This window comes from Flavobacterium chungangensis (genome assembly GCF_042654045.1).
Taxonomy (GTDB): Bacteria; Bacteroidota; Bacteroidia; order Flavobacteriales; family Flavobacteriaceae; genus Flavobacterium; species Flavobacterium chungangensis.
The window spans coordinates 206,117-231,225 of record NZ_JBHSFY010000008.1 but is presented as its reverse complement, the minus strand read 5'-3'; the positions used below and the strand labels follow the sequence as shown (position 1 = coordinate 231,225).

At 33.1% G+C, this 25,109-nt stretch carries 22 protein-coding genes, 2 tRNA genes and 1 pseudogene; 10 read left to right on the top strand and 15 right to left on the bottom strand.

From position 1 onward, the window contains the following. Nucleotides 1-58: 58 nt before the first annotated feature. Nucleotides 59-1,441 (top strand): hypothetical protein, encoded by a 1,383-nt coding sequence (locus tag ACFO3N_RS14930; RefSeq protein ID WP_379798910.1) that lies wholly within the window; start codon nucleotides 59-61, stop codon nucleotides 1,439-1,441. Continuing rightward, on the top strand, nucleotides 1,425-2,987 hold the full coding sequence (locus tag ACFO3N_RS14925; protein ID WP_379798908.1) for a serine hydrolase: 1,563 nt from the start codon (nucleotides 1,425-1,427) through the stop codon (nucleotides 2,985-2,987). The genes ACFO3N_RS14930 and ACFO3N_RS14925 overlap by 17 nt, the downstream gene beginning before the upstream one ends. A gap of 66 nt (nucleotides 2,988-3,053) precedes the next feature. On the opposite strand, the gene ACFO3N_RS14920 is transcribed toward ACFO3N_RS14925, so the two are convergent. Then, entirely contained in the window at nucleotides 3,054-4,070 is a 1,017-nt protein-coding gene (locus tag ACFO3N_RS14920; protein WP_379798906.1) for a serine hydrolase domain-containing protein, read from the bottom strand. A gap of 222 nt (nucleotides 4,071-4,292) precedes the next feature. Here ACFO3N_RS14920 and ACFO3N_RS14915 point away from each other — a divergent pair, with 222 nt between their 5' ends. Next, the gene (locus ACFO3N_RS14915) at nucleotides 4,293-4,649 is read left to right on the top strand and encodes a MerR family transcriptional regulator (protein WP_250837517.1); all 357 of its coding nucleotides are present in this window, start codon (nucleotides 4,293-4,295) and stop codon (nucleotides 4,647-4,649) included. A gap of 223 nt (nucleotides 4,650-4,872) precedes the next feature. Beyond that, nucleotides 4,873-5,580: a DUF6090 family protein gene (locus ACFO3N_RS14910; protein WP_379798904.1), complete on the top strand. Its 708-nt coding sequence runs from the start codon at nucleotides 4,873-4,875 to the stop codon at nucleotides 5,578-5,580. 63 nt (nucleotides 5,581-5,643) lie between these two features. On the opposite strand, the pseudogene ACFO3N_RS14905 reads toward ACFO3N_RS14910, so the two are convergent. From ACFO3N_RS14905 to ACFO3N_RS14885, 5 genes and pseudogenes are all read right to left on the bottom strand, one after another. After that, nucleotides 5,644-5,760, bottom strand: a pseudogene (locus ACFO3N_RS14905) (transcriptional regulator); the annotation flags it as partial. A 132-nt stretch (nucleotides 5,761-5,892) separates the two neighbouring features. After that, on the bottom strand, nucleotides 5,893-6,447 hold the full coding sequence (locus tag ACFO3N_RS14900) for a DUF6985 domain-containing protein (RefSeq protein WP_379798902.1): 555 nt from the start codon (nucleotides 6,445-6,447) through the stop codon (nucleotides 5,893-5,895). 90 nt (nucleotides 6,448-6,537) lie between these two features. Continuing rightward, nucleotides 6,538-6,612: transfer RNA gene (locus ACFO3N_RS14895), tRNA-Val, on the bottom strand. 156 nt (nucleotides 6,613-6,768) lie between these two features. Continuing rightward, nucleotides 6,769-6,843: transfer RNA gene (locus ACFO3N_RS14890), tRNA-Val, on the bottom strand. Between the two features lie 178 nt (nucleotides 6,844-7,021). Then, nucleotides 7,022-8,248: a bifunctional folylpolyglutamate synthase/dihydrofolate synthase gene (locus ACFO3N_RS14885; RefSeq protein ID WP_379798900.1), complete on the bottom strand. Its 1,227-nt coding sequence runs from the start codon at nucleotides 8,246-8,248 to the stop codon at nucleotides 7,022-7,024. Between the two features lie 130 nt (nucleotides 8,249-8,378). Here ACFO3N_RS14885 and ACFO3N_RS14880 point away from each other — a divergent pair, with 130 nt between their 5' ends. Both ACFO3N_RS14880 and ACFO3N_RS14875 read left to right on the top strand, forming a co-directional pair. Beyond that, nucleotides 8,379-9,074 carry a MotA/TolQ/ExbB proton channel family protein gene (locus tag ACFO3N_RS14880; RefSeq protein WP_250837511.1) on the top strand — a complete coding sequence of 232 codons (696 nt, stop codon included), beginning with the start codon at nucleotides 8,379-8,381 and terminating at the stop codon, nucleotides 9,072-9,074. Nucleotides 9,075-9,077: 3 nt separating this feature from the next. Next, nucleotides 9,078-9,473, top strand: coding sequence for an ExbD/TolR family protein (locus ACFO3N_RS14875; protein WP_008464192.1), 396 nt, complete (start codon nucleotides 9,078-9,080; stop codon nucleotides 9,471-9,473). 391 nt (nucleotides 9,474-9,864) lie between these two features. Here the strand turns inward: ACFO3N_RS14875 and ACFO3N_RS14870 are convergent, their stop codons facing one another. The 3 genes from ACFO3N_RS14870 to ACFO3N_RS14860 all read right to left on the bottom strand — a co-directional run bounded on the left by ACFO3N_RS14870 (nucleotide 9,865) and on the right by ACFO3N_RS14860 (nucleotide 13,195). Next, nucleotides 9,865-10,770 carry an energy transducer TonB gene (locus ACFO3N_RS14870; protein ID WP_379798898.1) on the bottom strand — a complete coding sequence of 302 codons (906 nt, stop codon included), beginning with the start codon at nucleotides 10,768-10,770 and terminating at the stop codon, nucleotides 9,865-9,867. Between the two features lie 480 nt (nucleotides 10,771-11,250). After that, a complete protein-coding gene (locus ACFO3N_RS14865) occupies nucleotides 11,251-12,477 on the bottom strand; it encodes a Glu/Leu/Phe/Val dehydrogenase dimerization domain-containing protein (protein WP_379798896.1) in 1,227 nt (408 codons plus the stop codon). A gap of 142 nt (nucleotides 12,478-12,619) precedes the next feature. Further along, entirely contained in the window at nucleotides 12,620-13,195 is a 576-nt protein-coding gene (locus ACFO3N_RS14860) for a chalcone isomerase family protein (RefSeq protein ID WP_379798894.1), read from the bottom strand. A gap of 491 nt (nucleotides 13,196-13,686) precedes the next feature. On the opposite strand from ACFO3N_RS14860, the gene ACFO3N_RS14855 reads away from it, so the two are divergent. The 4 genes from ACFO3N_RS14855 to ACFO3N_RS14840 all read left to right on the top strand — a co-directional run bounded on the left by ACFO3N_RS14855 (nucleotide 13,687) and on the right by ACFO3N_RS14840 (nucleotide 17,318). After that, nucleotides 13,687-14,829 carry an acyl-CoA dehydrogenase gene (locus ACFO3N_RS14855; protein ID WP_250837507.1) on the top strand — a complete coding sequence of 381 codons (1,143 nt, stop codon included), beginning with the start codon at nucleotides 13,687-13,689 and terminating at the stop codon, nucleotides 14,827-14,829. A 132-nt stretch (nucleotides 14,830-14,961) separates the two neighbouring features. After that, nucleotides 14,962-15,939 (top strand): M20/M25/M40 family metallo-hydrolase, encoded by a 978-nt coding sequence (locus ACFO3N_RS14850; RefSeq protein ID WP_379798892.1) that lies wholly within the window; start codon nucleotides 14,962-14,964, stop codon nucleotides 15,937-15,939. Between the two features lie 35 nt (nucleotides 15,940-15,974). After that, nucleotides 15,975-16,652, top strand: a complete 678-nt coding sequence (locus tag ACFO3N_RS14845; RefSeq protein ID WP_379798890.1) for an SDR family NAD(P)-dependent oxidoreductase — start codon at nucleotides 15,975-15,977, stop codon at nucleotides 16,650-16,652. A 69-nt stretch (nucleotides 16,653-16,721) separates the two neighbouring features. Then, nucleotides 16,722-17,318, top strand: coding sequence for a SprT-like domain-containing protein (locus ACFO3N_RS14840; RefSeq protein ID WP_379798888.1), 597 nt, complete (start codon nucleotides 16,722-16,724; stop codon nucleotides 17,316-17,318). A gap of 91 nt (nucleotides 17,319-17,409) precedes the next feature. Here the strand turns inward: ACFO3N_RS14840 and ACFO3N_RS14835 are convergent, their stop codons facing one another. From ACFO3N_RS14835 to gcvP, 6 genes are all read right to left on the bottom strand, one after another. Then, nucleotides 17,410-18,171 carry an ABC transporter ATP-binding protein gene (locus tag ACFO3N_RS14835; protein ID WP_095931813.1) on the bottom strand — a complete coding sequence of 254 codons (762 nt, stop codon included), beginning with the start codon at nucleotides 18,169-18,171 and terminating at the stop codon, nucleotides 17,410-17,412. Continuing rightward, nucleotides 18,171-18,917 carry an MlaE family ABC transporter permease gene (locus ACFO3N_RS14830; protein ID WP_095931814.1) on the bottom strand — a complete coding sequence of 249 codons (747 nt, stop codon included), beginning with the start codon at nucleotides 18,915-18,917 and terminating at the stop codon, nucleotides 18,171-18,173. The genes ACFO3N_RS14835 and ACFO3N_RS14830 overlap by 1 nt, the downstream gene beginning before the upstream one ends. Nucleotides 18,918-18,996: 79 nt before the next feature. Further along, on the bottom strand, nucleotides 18,997-19,845 hold the full coding sequence (locus ACFO3N_RS14825; protein ID WP_379798885.1) for a glycosyltransferase family 2 protein: 849 nt from the start codon (nucleotides 19,843-19,845) through the stop codon (nucleotides 18,997-18,999). 88 nt (nucleotides 19,846-19,933) lie between these two features. After that, entirely contained in the window at nucleotides 19,934-20,461 is a 528-nt protein-coding gene (locus tag ACFO3N_RS14820; RefSeq protein ID WP_379798883.1) for a methyltransferase, read from the bottom strand. A gap of 282 nt (nucleotides 20,462-20,743) precedes the next feature. Next, the gene (locus tag ACFO3N_RS14815) at nucleotides 20,744-21,802 is read right to left on the bottom strand and encodes a 3-oxoacyl-ACP synthase III family protein (RefSeq protein ID WP_379798881.1); all 1,059 of its coding nucleotides are present in this window, start codon (nucleotides 21,800-21,802) and stop codon (nucleotides 20,744-20,746) included. 413 nt (nucleotides 21,803-22,215) lie between these two features. Beyond that, on the bottom strand, nucleotides 22,216-25,065 hold the full coding sequence (gene gcvP, locus ACFO3N_RS14810; protein WP_379798879.1) for an aminomethyl-transferring glycine dehydrogenase: 2,850 nt from the start codon (nucleotides 25,063-25,065) through the stop codon (nucleotides 22,216-22,218). Between the last annotated feature and the right edge of the window lie 44 nt (nucleotides 25,066-25,109).

The following is a 25,109-nucleotide window of genomic DNA, read 5'->3' as shown; positions in this document are numbered from 1 at the left end:
ATCTTATATTTATAAAACGTTATTCGAAATCTAAACTTTTACTGCTAATAGAAATTGCATGAAAAATACACTTTGGCTGATTTTTTTATTATTAAGTTCACTTTCATTTGGGCAAAATCCTTCTTTTAAAATCAAATATTCTGAACAACTTGCGGTTTTTGTGTTCTTAGAGAATTTATCTGATTATTATCCAGATAATATTTTTAAAACAGAATTTCAAAAATCAAAGTACAATGTCGAGAAGTATAAAAGCTTAATCTCAAAATTTGATCAATTGTCTATTTCGTATAGTTTTCGGTTCGAAGATTTTCCGTATGGCTCAAAGAAAACAATGCAGACAAAAGATATCTTAAAAAAGAATTTAATAGAGACAGATAATTTAAATGATTTCAAAATTCGTTCTGCAGGAATGATTCCCAATAAAACATTGAGTGATTTAGGAGAATGTATTTCAGAATTTACTCCTATTTATAATGAATTGATCTATAATCCGAACAAAGAAAAGTTTGAAAAACAGTTAGATGAAATTCAAAAATATTCTAGCGATCACGAGATTGAAAATTATTTTAAAACGGGATTAGTATTTTACGATTCCAGTTGGGATAATTCAATCCCTTTTGAAGCGGCTTTTTATCCTTTACCTAATTCAAAAGGTTTTACTGCCTCTGCATTTTGCAATAATTTCGTTAGTGCTATTCAAACCGACTTAAAATCGCATAAAGATTTATTTAGTGTAATGATGCATGAAACGTATCATATCATTTACGACGAACAATCTCTAGAAGTAAAAGAAAAAATCGACACTTATTTCAAAACGAATAAATCAACGTGCAGTAATTACGCTTATCAATTATTGAATGAAGTTCTGGCGACGGTATTGGGTAATGGTTATGTTTATGCAGAATTAGAGGGCAAAATAGATTCGGGAGATTGGTATAGTAATAAATACATCAATTTGATGGCAAAGCAGATTTATCCGTTAGCTAAAGAATATATCGATCAAAAGAAACCAATTGATAAGAATTTTATAGATAGTTATATTCAGCTTTACGAAACCAATTTTCCAGATTGGATAAATGAATTGAATAATATCATGACGTACCGTTATGTGATTACAGAAAATGAAAAAGATTTTAAGGTTATAAATAAAATGTTTCGTTATCGTTCCAGAACAGAATATGAAGATCAAATTACGGAGAGCAGTATTGAAAAAATGAAGCATACACCGCTGACTAAAATGGTGATTATTTCAAAAGACAGTAAGGAAAAAATTAAACTACTAAAGAATAAGTTTAAAGAATTGGAGAACTGGAAAGCAAATCCTGATAAAGAATTTGTAGAGAAAATTCTTTTAGACGATAAAAGTCAATTGATAATTGTGAACCAGAAAAAAACGGAATTGGAAACATTAATTAAATCTATAAATGAAAAAAGTAAATAGTTATTTAGTATTAGTTATTTGTATCTGTTTTTCGTCAGCAACCGCCTTTAGTCAAATAACATCACAAAATATTGATGTATTGATGGAATCTGCCTTAGCGAAATTTAAAGTAGCGGGAGCATCAATTGCAGTTGTTAAAGATGGAAAAATAATTCATTTAAAAGGTTACGGAGTTAGTTCTATAGAAACCAAAAAAGCTGTAAATGAAAATACTAATTTTCAAATTGCCTCAAATAGCAAAGCATTTACAACGGCAGCGCTTTCTATTTTGGAGGATGAAGGAAAATTAAAATGGACCGATAAGGTAAAAGATTATGCTCCTGAATTTAAAATGTATAATGATTATGTGACGGAGAATTTTAATATACAAGATTTGCTGACTCATCGTAGCGGATTAGGATTGGGAGCAGGTGACTTGATGTTTTTTCCTGACGGTACTAATTTTACCATTAAAGATGTCTTGACAAGTTTTCAGCATTTTAAGCCTGTTTCAGCTTTTCGAACGAAATGGGATTATGATAATTTGCTTTATATCGTAGCTGGCGAAATAATTGCAAGAGTAAGCGGTATGAGTTATGAGGAATTTGTGCAAAAAAGAATCATTGCTCCTTTACAAATGAACAATACTTTTGTTGGAAGTAGTTTAATAAAAGATACATCTAATTTTGCAGTTTCGCATTCGTCTGAATCTGGAACGATAAAGAAAATTGAAGGGTTTAATGATCAAATTAATGCCGCTGCGGGTGGTATGTTTTCTAATGCTCAAGATATGGCGAAATGGATGATAGTTCGTTTGAATAAAGGTCAGTACGGACCAGATTTGAAAACGACGCTTTTTTCCTTAAAAAATCACAATGAAATGTGGAGAATACATACGGTTCAAGAAACAGATCAAAATCCGAGATATAATTCTCATTTTAATGGTTATGGTTTAGGCTGGCAATTATCAGACGAAAAGGGAAATTTAAAAGTATCACATACTGGAGGTTTGCCTGGAATGCTCTCTATTGTAACCATGTATCCAGATTTGAATTTTGGGATTGTAATTTTAACCAATACTGAAAATGGAGGTGGAGGACTTTTTACAGCAGTTAGCAATACCATTTCTGATAGTTATTTAGGTTTAGATGATTTTGGATGGACCGATAAATTGGTACAATGGATGAGTGAAGACAGAAATTCGGGTGATGATGTAACCAAAAAAGTATGGGAAAAAGTAAAGCTGGCAAAAAATGTAAAAATAAAAAATGAAGATTTTATTGGTGTTTATGCTGATAAATGGTTTGGTGAAATTGAAGTATTTGAAAAAAATAAACAATTATGGTTTAAATCATACCGTTCACCTAAATTAAATGGTCCAATGGCTTTTTATAATGCTAATACATTTGCCATAAAATGGGAATATCAAGCGATGAATTGTGATGCAATGGCCCTGTTTTCTTTGGATGAAAATGGCAAAGCTCAATCTATTAAAATGAAAGGCATCTCTCCAAACATTGATTTTAGTTTTGATTTTCAGGACTTAGATTTAGTAAGAGTAAAATAACAATTAGTGTAATAAAAAAAACTCCATTAGAAATAATGGAGTTTTTTTATTATTGAGAAAGGAATGCTATTTATTTAGTATGGATTCTATTGAATTACTAATTTCCTCCAAATTATTTTGTTTGTTATTGGTCATTAGAATAATCGTCAAATTAGGATTACTGATTAATAAAGCCTGATAATTAAAAGCGGCACCATCGTGTATGTGACTCGTTACTTTTCCGTTTTCGATAGTTCCACTCCCAAGACCTGTTTGATTGTCTTTAGAAAAAGGTTCAAAAAGTTCATGTGTAGATTGCTTGTTAATAATTTTAAAAGAATTAATAGCTTCAGACCATTTGTAAAAATCTGTTAGATTTAAAGCAGTCCAACCCGAAATGTTATATTTAAGAAGATCTTGTTTACCTTCTTTATTAAAAGATTTTGCAAAAAGAGGTTCTTTGTCGTCAGGATCTACAACTGCATTTTTAATTCCGATAGGTTTTAAGATTTTCTTCATCACAAAAGAATTAAAACTCATGTTGGTGATTTTTTCAATAATACGTCTTTGTAAAAACACATTATTGTTATTGTAATCGTATTGAGTTCCCGGTTCAAAATCTAAATTTAAGGTCTTTTGCAGAAAAGCCATATTGTCTGAATCTTGATTGACTTCATTCCACTTTATTTGAGGAAGTCCGCTGGTGTACTGAAGCAAATGGATAATCTTAATCTTATTAGCCCAAGATGGAAGTTCAGGAAGAAATTTAGAAATTGAGTCGTTAAGTTTTAATTTCCCTTGCTCTTTTAACATCATAATTCCAACAGCGTTAAACTCTTTAGCAATTGAACCAATATGAAAACGGTAATTTTTATTTAATGGTATTGTGTTGCTCGCATCGGCTTGACCGAGAGCCTTTTCGTATATGATCTTCCCTTTTCTAGCAACTAAAACATTTCCGTTAAAAGTTTTCGATTGAAGTGCTTTTTGAAATAAAACATCTAGTTCGGTTTCCGGTTTATTTGTTTGAGCGTAAAAATAGTTACACATTGTTAATGCGATAATAAAAGCCGCAATTTTGATTTTTTTAATGACGTTGCTCATTTTGGAAGTTTTGATAAAAGTAAACAAAAACTTCATTAGAAATAATGGATTTTTTTTATGAAAACATTTTAATTCTGTTGTGTTTTCTGTTTCGAAAATTGTTTTTCTCTCATTTTTTATGGTTTAAAATTTTAAAACTAAAAACAATTAGTATATTTGCAACCAAATAGTATAGACTACACTCTATACTTTGTTGTTTTTTACTGAAAAAAAATAAATGTTATGCTTGTAAACGAACTATCAAAAAAGACAGGATTGTCGATCCATACTATTAGATATTACGAGAACTTAGGAATGATCAAAGGATTGACTGATGAAAAGGTGACATCTAATAACTATAAACATTACGATGCTAATACTATTGAACGTTTAGAAATTATTATAGAAGCAAGAGAAGTTGGATTTACTTTAGCAGAAATAAAAAAAATATTGATTAGCTGGTTCGAAACGACTGACTCAAAACCCGAAACGCTCGAGCTTTTTCAAGCCAAAATAAAAGAGATTGATGATAAAATGAGATATTTCAAACAGACTAAGAATCTTCTTGAAAAAGTATGTGAGAAAATACAAAAGCAATAATGGCAGATTGTTAAAGTCTAAAAGCGTAGAAAAACTCCTTAAGAAATTGAGGAGTTTTTTTGTTTTTTATTTTAACTATTTAAGAAAAGTTTTATGTGGAATTTAAGAAATTAATAAGAGATTTTGCAAATAGTATTATATTCGCTTTTGAACTCGTAGAATTAAATAGCAGACTAAAATAAACTACAAATAACAACTAGAATTAAAATTACAAAACTAAATTATGCAGGAAGAAATAACCAAACATTCAAACAAAATTTACAAAGCAGTGAAAAAACCAGAACACACAGTAGGTGAGAAAGTAAAAGAGATCATTATAGAAATATTTATAATCGTTTTTGCTGTGACGCTTTCGATATGGTTGCACAGTTGGAGCGAGCATAGACATCAACAAGAAGAAGTATCTGTGTTTCTGGCTAATTTAAAGAACGATTTAAAGAATGATATAGAAAGTATCGATAGAGAAATACACGCATACCAAAAAACAAACGCAGAATACGAAAAAATTTTGGCATTAACCACTTCTCAACTGGACAGTATTTATAGATCTAAAAGTAAAGTTAATTTTCCAATTCATTCACATGGGCAAACATTGACTATAGGTAATTATGAAAGTTTTAAGTCTAGTGGTAAACTTGGCTACATTGAAGACGAAAAACTAAAACAGAAAATCTTAAACTATTACCAGATATATGTGCCAGCGGCTAATGAAGTAGATAAAATGTATACTGAATTTTTGTTTAAGTGTTTTGATAAAGAAATAGAAAATGCCGATAAGCCAGAAAAAGAATTATACTCAGACCCAAAATATAAAAAGACACTTTCATATCTTGTTAAACTTGGTAAAAATAACATAAGGGTTTATAAAGAAAATACAAAACCACTTGCAGTTGAGCTTATTAAAGAAATTGACAAAGAGTTGGGCAAATAAAAAAAGTTAAAGGATAAAAAAACTCCATTATTTCTAATGGAGTTTTTTTATCCTTTAAAAAGATTATTTTCCTTTTGCTATTTTTTCGAGATATTCAACTTTATCTTTTTCGGCTTGGATTAAGCGTTCATAAGGTTCTACAGCTTTATCAAGTGGATTAAAAGTGCAGTTGTTATTTGTGCTTACAAAATGGTTGTTATTTACAGTGTGATTTCTCGTTCCTAGAAATGACAATGCTGAAAAAAGATATAAAAAACTCCTTAATTTCTTTCTTAAGAAGTTTTTTGGCTTTTTTTTAATGTTTTTTTAAAATTAAAACTCACTCAATAGTTTATCCTGAGAATCTGGTTTTGCATAAGCATCTGCTTCAGTTAAATGACCGTCTTGACTACTAATTCTGGTTAACTTTTTCCCTTGTCTAAATACTAATTGGAGTCCATGTTCTTGTTCCCAATCACAATTGCAGGCAATACTTATATAAACATCCTTATCGTTTTTATATCTTCTTGAAATATAAATTTTTTCTGGATAAATGAACTCCCAAATTTCATCTGTATTCTGTATTTCTCTAAGTGAATCATCTGCTTCATCATATTCAATCAAATCAAGAAAATCCATACAGTTTTGATATGCTAATTCAGATATTAAATTTCGGTCTTCAATATTCATTTTAAGAAAATTTGTCAAAGCCTGATCTGCTTCTTCAATGAATTTTTTGTCATACTCTGGTTCAAAATCCATAAATGTAATTTTTAGCTTTCGATTATCTAGGAAAGGAATTTTTATTTCAGTGCTTTCCCACCAATCTGAAAAATCACTATTCTGATTGAGTTTTCCTATTGTTTTTGATGTAATGTGCTTTTCCATTTCAAAATATTTATAATTAATACCTGGGATAAAATATACAGCATAAAAAAAACTCCAAAATCAAATGACTTTGGAGTTTTTGGAATTCTGTGGGCGATGAGGGGTTCGAACCCCCGACCCCCTCGGTGTAAACGAGGTGCTCTGAACCAGCTGAGCTAATCGCCCTATTTTACTAGGTTGCTATCGTTTGTGATTGCGAGTGCAAATATACGTTTGTTTTTGAGTTCTGCAAACAATTTTTAACTTTTATGAATTTTTAAATATTCTTTTCAGTCCTCTTATTTAAAATAAAACTCCTTAATTTCTTAAGGAGTTTTTTTGTGGGCGATGAGGGGTTCGAACCCCCGACCCCCTCGGTGTAAACGAGGTGCTCTGAACCAGCTGAGCTAATCGCCCTATTTTACTAGGTTGCTATCGTTTGTGATTGCGAGTGCAAATATACGCTTGTTTTCGAGTCCTGCAAAGAAAAAAGAATAAAAAATAAAACTTTTTTAAAAATAACTCATATCTATTTGTTTATGAATTTGTTATTAAAATGAATTTTTTAAAGTTTTTTCTAGATCAAAAGTATATTTTAGTTCAAAGGTAATTCGGCAACGACAAAAGTGCTTCCACCAACGTAAATAAAATCATTTTCTGAAGCATTTTTCTTCGCTTCCGCGAAAGCGATAACAACAGAATCGTATTTTTCTCCTATTAAACTGAATTTTTCAGCCGCATTTTTTAAAGTTTCAGCAGGCAAAGCCCGTGACGAATCTGGATTGCAGAAATAATATTGCGCTTCTTTTGGGAAAAGCGGCAAAATAGAATCCAAATCTTTATCATTTACAACTCCTAAAACAATATGAAGTTTCTCGTATTTCTCATTCTTCAGCTGATTCATTACAACCGTTAATCCATGTTTGTTGTGAGCAGTGTCGCAAATAATTTTTGGGTTTTCTCCCAATTGCTGCCATCTGCCTTGCAACCCCGTATTTTTTACAACATGCAATAAACCTTCTTTCAACTGTTCGATAGAAATTTTAAAATTGGTTTCATTATTCAAAATAGAAATCGCCTGCTGAACCGTTTTTTTATTATGAAACTGATAATCTCCAATCAAATCAGACAAATAAATCTGATCAATTAAATCTGAAGCAAAAGAAATCGGTGCGTTGTTTTCTTCGGCTTTAGCCAAAAATACCGGTTTCGTTTCATCGGTATATTCGCCAATAACAACAGGAACATTGGGTTTTATAATTCCCGCTTTTTCGCCTGCAATCGCTTCCAATGTATTTCCTAAAAATTGTGTATGGTCTAAACCAATATTGGTAATTACCGAAACCAAAGGCGTAATAATATTAGTAGCATCCAATCTTCCGCCCAAACCAACTTCGATAATCGCAATATCTACTTTTTCTGCAGCAAAATAATCAAAAGCCAAACCGACTGACATTTCGAAGAAACTCATATCATTGGCTTCAAAAAAATCTTTGTGTTTTGCGATAAATTCAATCACGAATTCTTCTGCGATTTCTCTACCGTTTATTTTTATTCTTTCCCTGAAATCTTTCAAGTGCGGAGAAGTATATAATCCGACTTTATAACCTGCTTCTTGTAAAACAGACGAAAGCATATGCGAGGTAGAACCTTTTCCGTTTGTCCCCGCAACGTGAATGCACCTTAGCTCGTTTTGCGGATTATCAAGATGAGCCGCCAACAATTTAATATTCGTTAAATCTTCTTTATACGCCGAAGCACCTTGCAATTGGTACATTGGAAGTTGATTAAACATCCAATTGGTGGTCTCTTGATAGTTCATTTGTTTAGATAAAATGGTTGTTCATTGAAATAAATTTCGATTTTTGTAGTTTAATATTACAGCGAAAATTATCTTTATTGCAAATTTCAAATATTTTTTAGAATTAATTATTAAAAACCAGAATTAATATATGTTTAGTTTTATTCAGTTACAAACAGATACAATCGCAAATGCTTCAAATGTAGTGATCGAGAAGATTGCAGCACCACAAAATGAAATTTCAATGTTTGGTTTCATCATGAAAGGGGGAGTGTTCCTAATTCCGATTGCGATTTTATTGTTTTACACTATTTACTTGATTTTTGAACGTTATATGTACATTAGCCGAGCATCTAAAATTGATAGCAGATTGATGCAAGATATTGGTGAAAAATTGCATTCTGGGAATATTGAATTAGCAAGAACAATTGTAGAAAGAAATAATACTGCGGCCGGAAATATTTTAAAAGAAGGTGTTTTGATAATCGGAAGACCAATTTCAGAAATTGAAGCCAACATGGACCGCGCTGCCGATATCGAAATTGGCGAAATGGAAAGACATTTAGGTCATCTTGGACTTATTGCTGGTATTGCGCCAACGTTAGGTTTCATTGGAACGATTTCTGGGGTTATTAAAATTTTCTATAGCATTTCGGTTACAGAAAACATTAGCATCGGAAACATTTCTGGAGGTTTATACGAAAAAATGATCAGTTCTGGTTCTGGATTAATTGTAGGTATTATTGCTTATAGCGCTTACCACTTATTAAACGGAAAAATTGATAATTTTGCTTTAAAAATTCAGAAACAGATTTTAGAATTTGTCAATATAATTCAAAGAGCATAAGCCATGTCTATTAAAAGAAAAAGAAGATTTCACGCCGAAGTTGCGACTTCATCTTTGAGCGATATCATGTTTTTCCTGCTGTTGTTTTTCTTAATTATCTCAACACTGGCAAATCCGAATGTGATTAAGATGACATTGCCAAAAGCTAAAGCAAATGAAAAGACCAATAAACAATTAATTAGTTTATCGGTTACCGAAGATAAAAAGTTCTACATTGACAAACAGGAAGTAGATTTTGAAAATCTAGAAACGAGTTTAATGTCAAAAATAGGAACAGACAAAGAACAAACTGTTGTAGTTCGAATTCCGTTTAATCTGCAAGTTCAAGATTTAGTAGATGTTTTGCAAATAGGAGTAAAGAACAATCTGAAGTTTGTAATTGCTACAAGTCCGAAATAAATTTAATATTAGGGCGTGACCATACCGAGATAAAAAGGCAAATATACTTTGCGTATATACGCCTTTTTATCTCGGTATGGTCGGGCTATCCGCGCTACTTCGGTAGCTAGCTTCTATCCCTCACGCGAACAGAACCTAATTTTACGCAATAATTTGTCATCCTGAGAAGTCGAAGGACACGCTAGAAGCTCGACAAAGATTGATGATTCTCTTTGCGGAAGTACTTGTGTGTCCTTCGACTTCGCTCAGGATGACAAGTTTAATAGTAAATTAGAATAAAAGCAACAAAAAAGGCTTTCAGATTTCTGAAAGCCTTTTTTATAATAGCAGATTTAGTGTAAATCTGTGACTCGAGCCCGAAGGGCGAACAGACGAAGTAAATTCGTGTTTTTTAATCCAAACTAAAATTATAAATAATTTTCCCAACCTGTTTTGCAGGAGCATCACTATCAGATTCCCATTTGGTATTCATTGCTGCGATTCTTGCTTGATCTAGTAAACATTTTGCAGTATTAGTTGTTCCTTTAATTCCTGCAGTCGCACTTATTGTTTTACCGTTTTGGTCAACGCTTACTTCAACAACGACTTTTCCTTCTTCGTTGCAAGTATATTTTGGTGCAGGTTTAGAAAGGGCTTTTCTGTTTCCTAAAGAATATCCAGATCCTCCGCCAGATCCTCCGCCACTTCCGGCTCCGTAACCGCTTCCTGTGCCAATGCCATTTCCGGTTCCGTTACCGCCTCCAGTTCCTCCGCCAGAGCCACCAGATCCGTAATATCCGTTTGAGTTTAAACTTCCGTTTGCTTTTCCTTTATTTCCAGCTGCTTTATCATCTCCATCGCCACCTTTATTAGAACCTTTCATAATGCTGGCTAAAGCATCATTTGTTGAGTTGGAAACTTTTGGTTTTTCTGGTACAGGTTTTTGTATCGGTTTTTCAACAGGAACAGGTTTTTTCGGCTTCTCTTTGGTCGGAATAACAACATCATTATCAGCAGTTGTATTTTCCTGACTAATTATAGCTTCTTCTTCAGGAGTTGCTTTTGCGGGAGCTTGTTTTACATTGTTTTTTACATCCAGAACTTCGCTTTTATAATTGGCGCCAGAGCCTAAATCGCTGTCTCCGAAATTTACAGTCACGCCTCCGCCACCTCCGCCGCCATCAGCAAGGGCAACATTATTTTCAGGATTATATGGAGGCCAAAAACGTATAAAAAACAGCAACGCAATAACTACCGCATAAATAGCGATTGTGAATAGCAATGATTTCTTTTGATCTGAAGAAATAGAGGAACTCATTTAAATTCTGAATTTTGAAATGTATTATTTTAAAAACGTTTAAAAGTAGTAAAAATTGTTTAGAATGAAAGAGAGAATTTAACCGCAAAGTTCGCAAAGGTTTACGCAAGGTTCGCAAAGCGGTTTGTTTTTTAAATCTCGCAAAGTCGCGAAATTTTTCTTTTTTTAGTTTCTTTGTGACTTCGCGACTTCGCGAGAAATAACTTAGCGTGCTTTGCGTTAAAAAAATGGTTGTAATTATAACGCAAAGTTCGCAAAGTTTTACGCAAAGAAACACAAAGTTTTATTTGTCTCAAATTTGATTAAATCTTCGATTGAAGTTCGCAAAGCTAGATGTACACATAGCTTTGCGAACTTAATATTTAGATATTGCTTGCGTTCCAATATTAAAATAACTTAGCGTACTTTGCGTTAAAAATCTATAGCAAAAAAAACGAGCCAACAATAATGCGGCTCGTTTAGATTGAGATATAAATAAATCTATACTAACTGTTTTAATGCAATTTCAAAAGCTGTTGCACTGATATTTGTTTTTGATTGACTTAAAGCATGAGCTTTTACAATCGCATTTTTAATTGTATCTGATGTGTCATTAAAAATTGCCTCATCTGTCATTTGAACTTTTTTCTCCATGAAATAAGCAAAAACTCTTGCCATTCCGCAATTTGAAATAAAGTCTGGAATTAAACTTACCTTACGGTCTACTTCTTCCATAATAGAACCAAAGAAAATTTCTTTGTCAGCAAAAGGAACATTTGCGCCACAAGAAATAACTTCCAATCCGTTTGCGATTAAGCTGTCAATTTGTGTTTGAGTCACCAATCTTGAAGCAGCGCAAGGTGTGAAAATTTCAGCACCAATAGTCCAGATTTTAGAATTGATTTCTTCAAACGGAATCATATTATCTGCAACCAGTTTATTTCCGTCTTTGTTTAAAAACAACGTTCTAATTTCTTCAAAAGAAAAACCCTCTTCTTTTATTAATCCACCGTCGCGATCGATGATTCCGATTACTTTTGCACCCATTTCAGCTAAATAAAAAGCAGCTGCAGAACCTACGTTTCCAAAACCTTGTACGATTGCTTTTTTACCTTTTATGTCTCCGCCGTAAGTTGCATAAAAATGACGAACCGCTTCGGCAACGCCATAACCCGTAATCATATCGGCAACTGTATATTTTCTAGTTACGTCTGGAGAGAATTTAGGGTTTTCGATAACCTTAATTACACCCTGACGCAATTGACCAATTCTATTAATTTTGTCAGCTTCTGTTGGTTTAAAGTGTCCATTGAAAACACCTTCCTGCGGATGCCAAACACCACATTCTTCTGTCATTGGAATAACTTCGTGAATCTCATCAACATTCAAATCTCCTCCAGTTCCATAATAGCTTTTCAATAACGGAGAAACGGCTTTGTACCAACGTTGCAAAACACCTTTTTTGCGAGGATCGTTTGGGTCAAAGTTAATTCCAGATTTAGCTCCTCCAATTGCAGGACCAGAAACTGAGAATTTAACTTCCATAGTTTTTGCCAATGACAAAACTTCGTTCATGTCTAAGCCTTTTCTCATTCTTGTTCCTCCACCCGCAGCTCCTCCACGAAGTGAATTAATAACAGTCCACCCTTCGGCTTCTGTTTCAGAATCTTTCCAATTGAAAACAATTTCAGGTGCTTTGTTTTCAAATTGTTGTAATAAATCTTTCATTTTGTTGTGATATGTTTATTTTGCGTAAATGTATAAAATAGAATAATGCGAATAATGTATTTTGCAGCAAATTTACCAAACAAAAAAGAAAAGCCGAAAACTATTAGGTTTTCGGCTTTTTGAATATTTAGAAAATTAAGAACTATTGTCCTAATAAGTGTTTTTTCAAAGTTTCGTCAACTGGTTTGTCAGAAAGCCAGATTCCGAATAATGCTTTTTTGAAATCAAATCCAGGAATTTTTCCTTTCAAAACTTCATTTTTAGAAACGTAAACATTTTGGTCAAAAGGGTTGTAAGCTAAAACAAATACATCTTTTTCTGTAATTGCGTCACTTAAAAAGCTTTTCAGCTGTTCGATTCTAGGGCGTAATTGTTCAAGATTTGCTCCTGCAGATTTTTCAAAACCTGTGTTCATTGCTTTTGTCAGTTTGCTTGAAGAAACCATAGAAGAAGTAATTTCGATTCTAACAGCCATTTCAGTATCGCTATCAATAATGAATTGCGGATCCTGAGCTAATTGAGATAGATACAATGCCTGAACATATACTTCCAGCCACATTTTTGATCTTCCGCCTGCTCCGTTTAACTGTAATGACTTGCCTTGAAATTCTATTTTTCTAGGAACTGTCACACCGTTAACTTCGATTTGAGTTTGTGCCGAAACAGTAGAAAATGGTAAGCTTAAAAGGACTATCAGTAAAAGTAAAATCTTTTTCATATTCTATCAATTTATTATTTTTAAGGCAAAAATAATAGTAATTTATTAATATTTGGTTCATTTTTAGAATGTTTTTTTTCTGTAAAATATACATTTAATTTTTCTATTGTATTAAAAATCAAATTAGTAAGACTAGTTTTACGTAGCTTTACGTGCTTTAAGAATTGTTTAAGGATTGACTGATATAAATGCTTCAAAAATGTTCGTTTTTTATGCTTTAAAAAGAAAAATTGACTTTTAAATTTTAAAAGAATTGTTGCAAGATTAATGCTGATTTGAAGAAAAAGCTAAATAATCACGAAAACGTTATCGCAATCTTTGCTGATCTATTAATTTTATATGCGCGCATTGTAAATTAGACTTTTAAAAAGTATCTTTGGAAGCCTTTGAACTGAAAAGTTTTAGGAGCTCAAAAAAAACAAAAACATAAAAAACCATCAGCTAAAATTTATTTTTGAAATTTGGTTGAAAAAACTTTAAAGAATACTACTATGGATTTTAATCTTACCGAAGAACATTTAATGATTCAGCAGGCTGCAAGAGATTTTGCTCAAAATGAATTATTGCCGGGAGTTATTGAACGTGACGAAAACCAGACTTTTCCAACTGAGCAAATCAAAAAAATGGGTGAGCTTGGATTTATGGGAATGATGGTTGATCCTAAATATGGAGGAAGCGGCTTAGACGCTATTTCTTATGTTATTGCAATGGAAGAAATTTCTAAAGTAGATGCTTCTGCATCTGTTGTAATGTCTGTAAACAATTCATTAGTTTGTTGGGGATTACAAGAATATGGTACTGAAGAGCAAAAACAAAAATACCTTCCAGGTTTGGCTTCTGGAGAAATTCACGGAGCTTTTTGCTTAAGTGAACCTGAAGCAGGAAGTGACGCAACTTCTCAAAAAACAACTGCGGTTGATATGGGAGACCACTATTTAGTGAACGGAACTAAAAACTGGATTACAAACGGAAATACAGCATCTGTATATTTAGTAATTGCACAAACGCATCCAGAATTAAAGCACAAAGGAATCAATGCTTTGATTATGACCAAAGATATGCCAGGTTTTTCAGTTGGCCCTAAAGAACAGAAAATGGGAATCCGCGGTTCTGATACACATTCATTAATGTTTTCTGATGTTAAAGTTCCAAAAGAAAACAGAATTGGTGAGGATGGTTTCGGATTTAAATTTGCAATGAAAACTCTTGCTGGCGGAAGAATCGGAATCGCTTCTCAAGCATTAGGAATTGCTTCTGGAGCTTATGAATTGGCTTTAAAATATTCTAAAGAACGTAAAGCTTTTGGAACTGAAATTTGCAACCATCAGGCAATTGCTTTCAAATTGGCAGATATGGCAGTAAATATCGAAGCAGCCCGTCATTTATGTATGAAAGCGGCTTGGGATAAAGACAATAATAAAAATTACGACGTGAGCGGTGCAATGGCAAAATTATTTGCTTCGCAAGTTGCAATGGATACTTCAGTTGAAGCTGTTCAAATTCACGGAGGAAATGGTTATGTAAAAGAATACCACGTAGAGCGTTTCATGCGTGATGCTAAAATTACTCAGATTTACGAAGGAACTTCTGAAATTCAGAAAATCGTAATTTCTAGAGCAGTTATTGCTGGATAAAGAATGTTAAGAATATATTTTAAACCCTTTCAGCTTTTAGTTGAAAGGGTTTTTTTATGAATATTCTATTACTTTTCATAAGTTTATAGTCCAATAAAATTTATTATCAATCATCAATAAAAACAGAAAACCATGAGAAAGCTATACTTTTTGCTTCCATTTATTTTTTTAGCGTGTAAATCGGGAACTTCAACTTCAAATGAAAGTGGAGCAAAAGCAGATTCAAAACCAATAGAGATTAGCTATAAAGTAAAAGAATCTGAAATTTCAGATTTTTTAAAATACCTTTCTTCTGATGAATTGGAAGGCCGTGAGACAGGAACGCAAGGAATTGAAAAAGCTGCAGTTTTCTTGGAAGACTTTTTAAAGAAAAATAAAATCAAACCCTATTTTAAAACCTATCGTGATACTCTAACCAATTTTGATTTGCCAGCTTTCAACATTGTTGGAGTTATTGAAGGAACAGATCCTCAATTAAAAAAAGAATTTGTTGTTTTGAGTGCGCATTATGATCATATTGGTTTAGAGAAAAAAGAACAGGCCGATAAAATAAATAATGGCGCAAACGATGATGCTTCGGGCGTAACTTCTGTAGCGGCAATGGCAAAATATTTTAGCGAAACTAAAGCGAATAAGCGAAGCATCTTAGTTGTATTTTTTGCTGGAGAAGAAAAAGGGTTACTAGGTTCAAAAAGTTTAGTAGAGAAATTGAAAAAACAAAATTTCAATCTTTATACACAATTAAACATAGAAATGATTGGTGTGCCAATGAAACGAGATTATTTGGCTTACATAACTGGTTTTGATAAATCGAATATGGCGCAAAAAATAAACGAATACACAGGAAAAAACACCATCGGATTTTTACCGAAAGAAGCAGAGTATCAATTATTCTATCGTTCTGATAATTATTCGTTTTTTCAAGCTTTTGGAAAACCATGCCAATCCCTAAGTACTTTTGACTTCGAAAATTTTGATTACTATCACCATGTTTCAGACGAATTTAAATTAATGGATATTCCTCATATCACGGCATTCACACAAGAATTATTGCCTGCAGTAACCAAAATTGCGGTTTCGCCAATGCAAGAAATAACCATGAACAAATAAGAGGCTGTTTTACAGCATTTGATTATTTTTGCTACATGAAAAATATTATCGTTACAGGAACAAGCAGAGGAATTGGTTACGAATTAGCCTTGAAATTTGCCGAAGCAGGTCATCAGGTTTTGGCCATTTCCAGAAAAATACCGCAAGCACTTTTAGAACATCAAAATGTAACTTGTCTGTCTGTTGATTTGGCAGATGAAACGGCTTTGGATCAGGTTGACAATTTTCTTTCTTCAACATGGAAAAAAGTAGATGCAGTGGTTCATAATGCAGGAGCTTTGCTTTTAAAACCTTTTGAGCAAACGACACAGGCAGATTTTGAAAATCTTTATAAAGTGAATGTTTTTGCTGTTGCCAATTTAACTCGTATCTGTATTCCGTATTTAGAAAAAGGAAGTCATGTTGTAACAATTAGTTCAATTGGTGGAGTTCGCGGAAGCTTAAAGTTTGCTGGATTAGCGGCTTACAGTTCGAGTAAAGGAGCCGTAATTACTTTAACTGAATTATTGGCTGAAGAATATAAAGAAAAAGGAATTTCATTTAATGTTTTGGCTTTGGGTTCTGTTCAGACCGAAATGCTTAATGAAGCTTTCCCTGGTTATCAAGCGCCTATTTCTGCCGAAGGAATGGCAACTTATATTTATGATTTCACATTAAATGGCAATAAATATTTTAACGGAAAAGTTTTAGAAGTTTCTTCAACAAATCCGTAAATTAAATTCCAAAATAAAAAATCCAAATTCCAATTTTAAAACGTCTAACAAATAACTTTTAACTTTAAATTGAGCGAAACTTTAGCTAAATATATTCCTGAACACGCAGTAAAACCTGTTTTCGATTTGATAGTGGCCAATCAGGTTCACTTGAAAATTGTAAACGAGCGTCAGACGCGTCACGGAGATTATAGGAGAGGACCAAGTGGAAAGCATGAAATTACGGTTAACGCAAGTTTGAATAAGTATCGTTTTTTAATTACGCTGATTCATGAAATTGCGCATTTGGTTGCTTTTGAGAAATTCGGAAGAAATATAAAACCGCATGGGAATGAATGGAAATATACTTTTCAGCGTTTAATGGTTCCGTTTATTCGGCCAGAAATATTTCCAGGACAGATATTGCCTCTTTTGGCAAGGCATTTCAAGAATCCTTCAGCGAGTAGTGATACCGATACCACTTTGTCTTTGGCTTTAAAACAATATGACAAGGAAAATGATAAAAATTACGTGTTTGAAATTCCGTACGGAAGTGTTTTTAGAATTAAAAATGGTAAAGTTTTTAAAAAAATAGCCGTTAGAACAAAGCGTTTTGAGTGTTTAGAAATTAGCTCTGGAAAGACTTATCTTTTTAACCCGAATGCGGAAGTGGAATTGATCAATTAAATTCTAAAGTAAGAATGAATAGAAAATCCCAAATTCCAAAGTTTACTACAATTGGAATTTGGGATTTTTAATATTGGAATTTTTAAAAGGACTAGCCTTTCAAATAGGCTTCTCTTACTTTTTTGAAAAGGTTTGAAGAATAAACAAATTTAACTACTGCCTCATTGTCGGTCGTAAAGATTTCTTCTTTTGTTCCTTGCCAAGCTTTCAGACCTTTCTTTAAGAAAACAATATTCTCACCGATTTCCATTACAGAGTTCATATCGTGAGTATTAATTACAGTTGTAATATTGTATTCTTTTGTGATTTCTTGAATCAAGTTATCAATCAAAGTCGAAGTATTTGGATCTAAACCAGAGTTAGGTTCATCACAAAACAAATATTTCGGATTGTTTACAATTGCGCGAGCAATAGCCACACGTTTCTGCATACCTCCAGAAATTTCAGAAGGCAGTTTCTTGTGTGCATCGATTAGATTTACTCTTTCTAAAACAAAATCAACTCGTTCTTTAATTTGCGCTTTGTTGTTATTAGTGAACATTTTTAGCGGGAAAGCTACATTTTCTTCAACAGTCATCGAGTCAAATAAGGCACTTCCCTGAAATACCATTCCGATTTCAGTTCTCAAATCACGTTTTTCATCTTTGTCTAAATCAGAATATACTCTTCCGTCAAATTCAATTGTTCCTGAATCTGGTGTGTGAATTCCTAATAGCGTTTTTAATAAAACTGTTTTTCCAGATCCACTTTGTCCAATAATCAAGTTGGTTTTTCCAGTTTCAAATACCGTCGAAACGCCTTTTAAAACTTTGCTATCCCCAAATGATTTTTCTATATTTTTTACTTCTATCATTATCCTAATAATAATTGAGTTAATATATAATTAAAAAGAATGATACAAACAGAAGTCCATACGAATGATGTTGTACTTGCTTTACCAACTTCTAATGCACCACCTTTCATATAATACCCGTGAAAAGACGGGATTGTTGCCAATAGCATGGCAAAGATTAAAGTTTTAATAAAGGCATAAGTAATATGGAACGGTATGAAATCTTTTTGAGCTCCCATAATAAAATCTGCACCAGTTGAAAATCCTCCGTAAGCACAAGCCATCCATCCACCAAAAATTCCTAAAAACATACTAATCCCGATTACGAAAGGATACATTAATAAAGCGATTATTTTTGGAAAAACAAGATAGTTTACGGAGTTAACTCCCATAACTTCTAACGCATCAATCTGTTCTGTAACTCGCATTGTTCCGATACTTGAAGTAATGTAAGACCCCATTTTTCCGGCCATAATTACCGAAATAAAAGTAGGGGCAAACTCTAAAACTACAGATTGACGTGTAGCAAAACCAATTAAATATTTTGGAATTAAAGGATTGGTTAAGTTTAATGCTGTTTGAATGGCAACAACTCCTCCGATGAAAAAAGAGATAAAGCAAACAATTCCTAGTGAGTCAATAATAAGATCATCAATTTCTTTTAGGATTAGATTTTTCATAACAGGCCATTTAGTCTGTTTGTTGAAAATTTCTTTCAGCATTAAAAAATATTTCCCTACTTGGGATAAATAACGGATTAGCATCATAATTTTTAAATATTGGCTAAGGTAAAAAGAAGTTATGAGTTATGAGTTATGAGTTCAGTTTTTTCGAGTGTTTTACCAATCAAATTAACTTTTCTTTCATTTTTTTCAAACGATAATTTCTAATAAATTTAGCTTGTTCAGGTGTAACCAATAAAGGTGTTTTTGCTTTTTTAGCTTTCCAAAAACCTTTTATATAGTCTAAAAACAGAAATGGTTTTTTCTTCATCATCGCCAATTTTGCCGAAGCAATTGCGGTGATCCAAAATCCATAACCTAAAGTGTAAAAAGCTTCGCCTTGTTTGTAACGAGCTGTTTTGTTGTAATTTGCTCCCGTTGGTTTTAGATGTTTTACCTGCAAAGATTGGTCGGTAACAATTTTCCAATCGTAATATTTACAAAGCAATTCATCAACAGTATCCCAACCCATTGCTGGACGTAAACCACCAATTTGCTGATAGGTTTCTTTTCTATACGCTTTTAAGGCTCCACGAATATGATCTTTATCGGTAAGGTTTTCTAAAACCCATTCGCCATTTTTATCAATATAACAGAATCCTCCAACCATTCCAACTCTTTCATCTGATTCGAAATGTTTAATTATGGTCTCAAAATAGTTGGGAGGAAAAATTAAATCGCCGTCTATTTTTACAATGATATCGTAATTTGAATCTAAAGTTTCAAAACCTTTTTGAAAAGCCTGAATCACTTTGCTTCCGGGCATATGAATCGCATCTGAAGTTTTATTTACAACAGAAATATACGGATTATCTTTTGCAAAACCCAACACGACTTCTTCAGTTTTATCTGTAGAATTGTCATTTACAACCACAACTTTTGATGGCAAAACAGTTTGAGAAACCAAAGATTCTAAAGTCAAGCCTATTAAATCTTGTTCGTTGTGCGCGGGAATGACGATGTAGTATTTCATTTTAAGAATTTTAGATTTTAGATTTTAGATTTTAGATTGTATGGAAATCATCTAAAAATCAAAAATCAAAAATCGTTAATCTGCAATCTTAGTTCTTAACTTTTTCAGCCACAACAATATAATATCTCGGAGTGAAATATCTTAATAAGGGTCTGAATCCGAATTTTTTTACTGGATGTGTAAATTGTAATCGATCGGTAATTTTCCAGCCCGTTTTTTCTAAAAGCCAATCCAATTGCCAATCTTCAAATTCATGGTAATGTCTGTCCCACATATCGGTTTTAGAACGGTATGCAGGTGAAAACCATAAACGTAAAGGAATAGAAATTAATAGTTTGTCACATTTTACATTTTGTAAAACTGTGTATGGATTTAGTAAATGTTCGAAAATCTCAAATGCAGTAAAAACAGTATATTCTTCCGTTTGTAGCGCCGTATGGTCGTTGTCTAAATCTTCGCCTTTTGTGTTTTTTACGGTATAACCATTTTCTTCCATTATCTTAGAAAACGGATTGGGTACACCAAAATCAAAAATGGTTTCAGATGTGCTAACGTGCTTTTTTAAAAACTCTAAGGTAAGTTTGAATCTTTTATTCGGAAACGTTTTTTCGTACATAGTTATTGCGAACGAATTAATCTCTCGTTCTTGATTTTAATTAGGTCGCAAATATACTAAAAAAGTAATCAGTGTTCAGTTTTTAGTATTCAGTTGCGGTGCTAAGTTTTAAAATGAATTTCTCGCAAAGACGTGAAGTCGCAAAGTTTTGATTAAAAAAATAAACCATATAAGTAATACAAGTTCAATTAAAAGAAAACTTAATTGAACTTGTATTACTTATATGGTTAAAAACTTCGCGACTTCGCGTCTTTGCGAGATTATTTCACTCGATTTTAAATTTTAATATCTATAAACAAAAGCATTAATATTCATTCCAGCTCCTACTGAAGCAAAAATAAGAACATCGCCTTTGTTGATTTCGTGGTTCTCTATTTTTCCTTGTAAAATCAAATCGAATAGAGTAGGCACAGTTGCAACACTGCTATTTCCTAGATCGTGAATACTCATTGGCATAATATCTTTTGGAGCCGTTTTATCGTAAAGTTTGTAGAAACGTTCGATAATTGCTTCGTCCATTTTTTCGTTTGCTTGATGAATCAGGATTTTTTTAACTTCATCAATTCCAATTCCGCTTTTATCTAAACAGCTTTTCATAGCACACGGAACATTGCTTAAAGCAAATTCGTAGATTTTACGCCCATACATTTTAATGTATTTAATGTCTGGATCTAAATCTGGATTATAAGATTTTCCGAAGAAAAGATAATTGGCCTCATCATTGGCATAAGTGGCACTTTCGTAAGATAACAATCCAGCATCATCAGTTGATGCTTCTAAAATTGAAACTCCAGCTCCATCAGAATAAATCATAGAATCACGGTCGTGATCATCTACAACTCTAGATAAAGTCTCGGCACCAATTACCATTACTCTTTTTGCCATTCCAGATTTGATAAAAGCATTTGCTTGTAAAACGCCTTCGATCCATCCAGGACATCCAAAAAGAATATCGTAAGCTACACATTTAGGATTTTTAATTCCTAATTTGTTTTTAACTCTTGTTGCTAAACTTGGCAAAACATCAGTTTGATGCGTTCCTGTTTTTACGTCACCGAAATTATGCGCAAAAATAATGTAGTCTAAAGTTTCTGGATCGATTCCTGCATTTGCAATTGCTTTTTCAGCAGCAAAGAAAGCTAAATCAGAAGAATTATATTGTGGTTCGGCATAACGGCGATTCTCTATTCCCGTAATGCCTTTAAATTTTTTAATTACAACTTCATTAGGATAACCAAAAGGAGTTCCGTCCTCATTTAAAAAAACATGTTTATCAAAATCTGTGTTTTTTACTTCTAAATTAGGAATATAGCTCCCAATACCAATAATTTTTATTTTCATTTCCCTTTAATTATCCGATAAATTTAATGCTAATGTATAAATAATATTATGATAACTATCATAAAAAATAGTATGCATGCATATAATTATGAAATAACTATTTTTCTGTTGATATATTGTCTTTTTTCTAATGATTTTTTAATATTTCCTAGATTTCAAACGATTGAAGGAGATTTAAAAGCCGATATTTTTTTGCTTTTATCTTGATTTTATTGAATTAATTTCACAAAAGATTGGCAGAAAGTTATGTTTCTTTAAATCAGATTTCTTCTTTGTTGTTTGAGTTAGAAAGTTTCAGGTTTCAGGTTTCAAGTTATGCTGAAACTTGAAACCTGAAACCTGAAACTAAAAAAAACAAACCCGACAAGTTATTAAAAACCTGTCGGGTTTGTATATTATAAGAAAACTAAATTTTAACTTTCCATGTAAGCTTCAATAGGAGCACAGCTACAAACTAAATTTCTGTCACCGTAAGCATCGTCAACACGACGAACAGATGGCCAGAATTTATTGTCAGCAATGTACTCTAATGGGTAAGCCGCTTTTTCTCTTGTATAAGGGAAATCCCAAGAATCTGTTGTTAACATTGCCAACGTGTGAGGTGCATTTTTCAATACATTGTTTTTGTCATCAGCAGTTGCAGCTTCGATCTCTTTTCTAATTGAGATAAGCGCATCACAAAAACGATCTAATTCTGCTAAATCTTCAGATTCAGTTGGTTCGATCATTAAAGTTCCCGCCACTGGGAAAGAAACCGTTGGAGCGTGGAAACCATAATCCATTAAACGTTTTGCGATATCACCCACTTCGATTCCGTTTTCTTTAAATGCACGGCAATCTAAAATCATTTCGTGAGCCGCTCTTCCGCATTCTCCAGTATAAAGAATTGGGTAATGGCCTTCGAAACGAGATTTCATATAATTCGCATTCAAGATTGCATGCTCTGTAGCACTTTTTAATCCTTCAGCCCCCATCATAGTGATGTAGCCATAAGAAATTAAACATACTAAAGCAGATCCATAAGGTGCAGATGAAATTGCTGTAATCGCTTGTTCACCACCAACTTTTAAGATTGGGTTTGTTGGCAAGAACGGAACTAATTTTTCATTCACACAAATTGGTCCAACTCCAGGTCCACCACCACCGTGAGGAATAGCGAAAGTTTTGTGTAAGTTTAAGTGACAAACGTCAGCACCAATTGTAGCAGGATTTGTTAATCCAACTTGCGCGTTCATGTTTGCACCATCCATATATACTAATCCGCCATTATCGTGGATTAATTTTGTGATTTCGATAATTGAAGATTCGAAAACTCCGTGAGTAGAAGGATAGGTTACCATTAAACAAGATAAATCATCTTTATGCTCAATCGCTTTTTCTCTTAAATCTTCTACGTCAATATTTCCTTCTGGAGTAGTTTTCGTAACAATGATTTTCATTCCAGCCATCGCTGCAGAAGCAGGATTTGTTCCGTGAGCCGATGAAGGAATCAAACATACATTACGGTGACCTTCGTTTCTTGACATGTGGTAAGCACGAATTGCCATTAATCCAGCATACTCTCCTTGAGCACCTGAGTTTGGCTGTAATGTTGTTCCAGCAAATCCAGTGATTACATTTAATTGTTGCTCTAATTTTTTAAGCATTGTAATGTAACCTTCAGCTTGCTCAACTGGTGCAAACGGGTGAATGCTGTTCCAGTTTGGCATTGAAAGAGGTAACATTTCTGAAGCTGCGTTTAATTTCATCGTACAAGAACCTAATGAAATCATCGAATGATTCAATGATAAATCTTTACGCTCTAATTTCTTGATGTAACGCATCAATTGACTTTCAGAATGATGATTGTTGAAAACATCATGCGTTAAGAAAGAAGATGTTCTTTCTAATGAAGCAGGTAATTGACTAGCTTCAGTTAGTTCAGAAACAGAAACAGTTTCTTTTCCTAAAGCTTCAGCAAAAATAGCAACGATTTGGTTGATGTCAGAAACAGAAGTTGTTTCGTTTAACGAAATAGAAATCGTATCAGCATCAACATAGAAGAAGTTTACTTCGTTTTTCTCTGCTACAGCTTTTACTTTTTGAGCATCTGCTTTTACTAAGATGGTATCAAAGTAAGCTGAGTTAATTTGAGAAACTCCAATTTTATTTAAAGCCTCAGCAGTTGTAACCGCCGATGCGTGAACTTTGTTTGCAATGTATTTTAATCCTTCTGGACCGTGGTAAACAGCGTACATTCCAGCCATAACTGCCAATAAAACCTGAGCAGTACAAATGTTTGAAGTTGCTTTTTCACGTTTAATGTGCTGTTCACGAGTTCCTAAAGCCATACGTAAAGCACGGTTTCCATTTACATCAATAGAAACTCCAATGATACGACCTGGCATAGATCTTTTGTATTCTTCTTTAGTAGCAAAGTAAGCAGCGTGAGGACCACCGTAACCCATTGGCACACCAAAACGTTGTGAAGTTCCAACTACTACTGCAGCTCCCATTTCTCCCGGAGAAGTTAAAGCAGCAAGTGATAAAATATCAGCAGCAAAAGCAACTTTGATTTCGTTTTCTTTTGCTTTAGCAACAAAAGCACTATAATCGTTTACCTGACCGTATTTTCCTGGGTATTGTAAAATAGCTCCAAAAAACTCAGTTGAAAAATCAAAAGTTTCGTGGTTTCCAACAACTAATTCAATTCCAATTGGAGTTGAACGTGTTTGAAGTACTGATAAAGTTTGAGGTAAAATTTCTTCAGAAACGAAGAATTTGTTTGTATTGTTTTTCTTTTGATCACGAGTACGAACATCAAAAAGTAAAGCCATCGCTTCAGCAGCAGCTGTACCTTCGTCCAATAAAGAAGCGTTTGCAATTTCCATTCCTGTTAATTCGATAACAGTAGTCTGGAAATTTAAAATAGCTTCCAAACGACCTTGAGCAATTTCTGCTTGGTAAGGCGTGTAAGCAGTATACCATCCTGGGTTTTCAAAGATATTTCTCTGAATTGGCGCAGGAACGATAGTTGGATGATAACCCAAACCAATATACGATTTGAATACTTTATTTTTCTTCCCTAATTCTTGAATGTGATTTGCGAATTCATATTCTGTCATCGCAGGATCTAAGTTCAAAGGTGCTTTTAAACGAATATCGTCCGGAAGGGTTTCATAAACAAGTTGCTCAATTGAGTCAACTCCAATAGTTTTCAGCATATGCTGAAGATCAGTTTCTCTTGGACCAATGTGTCTTAAAGCAAAAGCATCTGTTTTCATTTGTAGCTATCTATTTTTTTTAAATTGATGTGTTCGTAAACCAT

What these genes read in the sequence shown, in the direction of transcription:
- ACFO3N_RS14930 (WP_379798910.1), top strand. Translation starts at nt 59, where the DNA reads ATGAAAAATACACTTTGGCTGATTTTTTTATTATTAAGTTCACTTTCA.
- ACFO3N_RS14925 (WP_379798908.1), top strand. Translation starts at nt 1,425, where the DNA reads ATGAAAAAAGTAAATAGTTATTTAGTATTAGTTATTTGTATCTGTTTT.
- ACFO3N_RS14920 (WP_379798906.1), bottom strand. Translation starts at nt 4,070, where the DNA reads ATGAGCAACGTCATTAAAAAAATCAAAATTGCGGCTTTTATTATCGCA.
- ACFO3N_RS14915 (WP_250837517.1), top strand. Translation starts at nt 4,293, where the DNA reads ATGCTTGTAAACGAACTATCAAAAAAGACAGGATTGTCGATCCATACT.
- ACFO3N_RS14910 (WP_379798904.1), top strand. Translation starts at nt 4,873, where the DNA reads ATGCAGGAAGAAATAACCAAACATTCAAACAAAATTTACAAAGCAGTG.
- ACFO3N_RS14900 (WP_379798902.1), bottom strand. Translation starts at nt 6,447, where the DNA reads ATGGAAAAGCACATTACATCAAAAACAATAGGAAAACTCAATCAGAAT.
- ACFO3N_RS14885 (WP_379798900.1), bottom strand. Translation starts at nt 8,248, where the DNA reads ATGAACTATCAAGAGACCACCAATTGGATGTTTAATCAACTTCCAATG.
- ACFO3N_RS14880 (WP_250837511.1), top strand. Translation starts at nt 8,379, where the DNA reads ATGTTTAGTTTTATTCAGTTACAAACAGATACAATCGCAAATGCTTCA.
- ACFO3N_RS14875 (WP_008464192.1), top strand. Translation starts at nt 9,078, where the DNA reads ATGTCTATTAAAAGAAAAAGAAGATTTCACGCCGAAGTTGCGACTTCA.
- ACFO3N_RS14870 (WP_379798898.1), bottom strand. Translation starts at nt 10,770, where the DNA reads ATGAGTTCCTCTATTTCTTCAGATCAAAAGAAATCATTGCTATTCACA.
- ACFO3N_RS14865 (WP_379798896.1), bottom strand. Translation starts at nt 12,477, where the DNA reads ATGAAAGATTTATTACAACAATTTGAAAACAAAGCACCTGAAATTGTT.
- ACFO3N_RS14860 (WP_379798894.1), bottom strand. Translation starts at nt 13,195, where the DNA reads ATGAAAAAGATTTTACTTTTACTGATAGTCCTTTTAAGCTTACCATTT.
- ACFO3N_RS14855 (WP_250837507.1), top strand. Translation starts at nt 13,687, where the DNA reads ATGGATTTTAATCTTACCGAAGAACATTTAATGATTCAGCAGGCTGCA.
- ACFO3N_RS14850 (WP_379798892.1), top strand. Translation starts at nt 14,962, where the DNA reads ATGAGAAAGCTATACTTTTTGCTTCCATTTATTTTTTTAGCGTGTAAA.
- ACFO3N_RS14845 (WP_379798890.1), top strand. Translation starts at nt 15,975, where the DNA reads ATGAAAAATATTATCGTTACAGGAACAAGCAGAGGAATTGGTTACGAA.
- ACFO3N_RS14835 (WP_095931813.1), bottom strand. Translation starts at nt 18,171, where the DNA reads ATGATAGAAGTAAAAAATATAGAAAAATCATTTGGGGATAGCAAAGTT.
- ACFO3N_RS14830 (WP_095931814.1), bottom strand. Translation starts at nt 18,917, where the DNA reads ATGATGCTAATCCGTTATTTATCCCAAGTAGGGAAATATTTTTTAATG.
- ACFO3N_RS14825 (WP_379798885.1), bottom strand. Translation starts at nt 19,845, where the DNA reads ATGAAATACTACATCGTCATTCCCGCGCACAACGAACAAGATTTAATA.
- ACFO3N_RS14820 (WP_379798883.1), bottom strand. Translation starts at nt 20,461, where the DNA reads ATGTACGAAAAAACGTTTCCGAATAAAAGATTCAAACTTACCTTAGAG.
- ACFO3N_RS14815 (WP_379798881.1), bottom strand. Translation starts at nt 21,802, where the DNA reads ATGAAAATAAAAATTATTGGTATTGGGAGCTATATTCCTAATTTAGAA.
- gcvP (WP_379798879.1), bottom strand. Translation starts at nt 25,065, where the DNA reads ATGAAAACAGATGCTTTTGCTTTAAGACACATTGGTCCAAGAGAAACT.